Annotated in this window: 1 pseudogene; it reads left to right on the top strand. The window is 71.1% G+C overall.

What is annotated here, in order from left to right:
- Positions 1-266 (top strand): annotated as a pseudogene (locus tag GWC77_RS28585) (TAL effector repeat-containing protein); the annotation flags it as partial.

Here is a 266-nt window from a genome sequence, read left to right as displayed (position 1 = left end):
GCAAGGACGACATCGTCAGGATCGCGGCGAACAGCGGCGGCTCGCAGGCGTTGCACACGGTGCGCGATCTCAGTGCCGCGCTGCGCGCGCCCGCGCTCGGCTACAGCAAGGACGACATCGTCAGGATGGCGGCCCATGACGGCGGCTCGCAGGCGTTGCGCACGGTGCGCGATCTCAGTGCCGCGCTGCGCGCGCCCGCGCTCGGCTACAGCAAGGACGACATCGTCAGGATCGCGGCGAACGGAGGCGGCTCGCAGGCGTTGCAC

The organism is Paraburkholderia sp. NMBU_R16 (assembly GCF_013282575.1).
In the GTDB taxonomy this organism is placed as follows: Bacteria; Pseudomonadota; Gammaproteobacteria; order Burkholderiales; family Burkholderiaceae; genus Trinickia.
The sequence above is the reverse complement of the archived record's forward strand: the minus strand, read 5'-3'. Positions and strand labels throughout refer to the sequence as shown.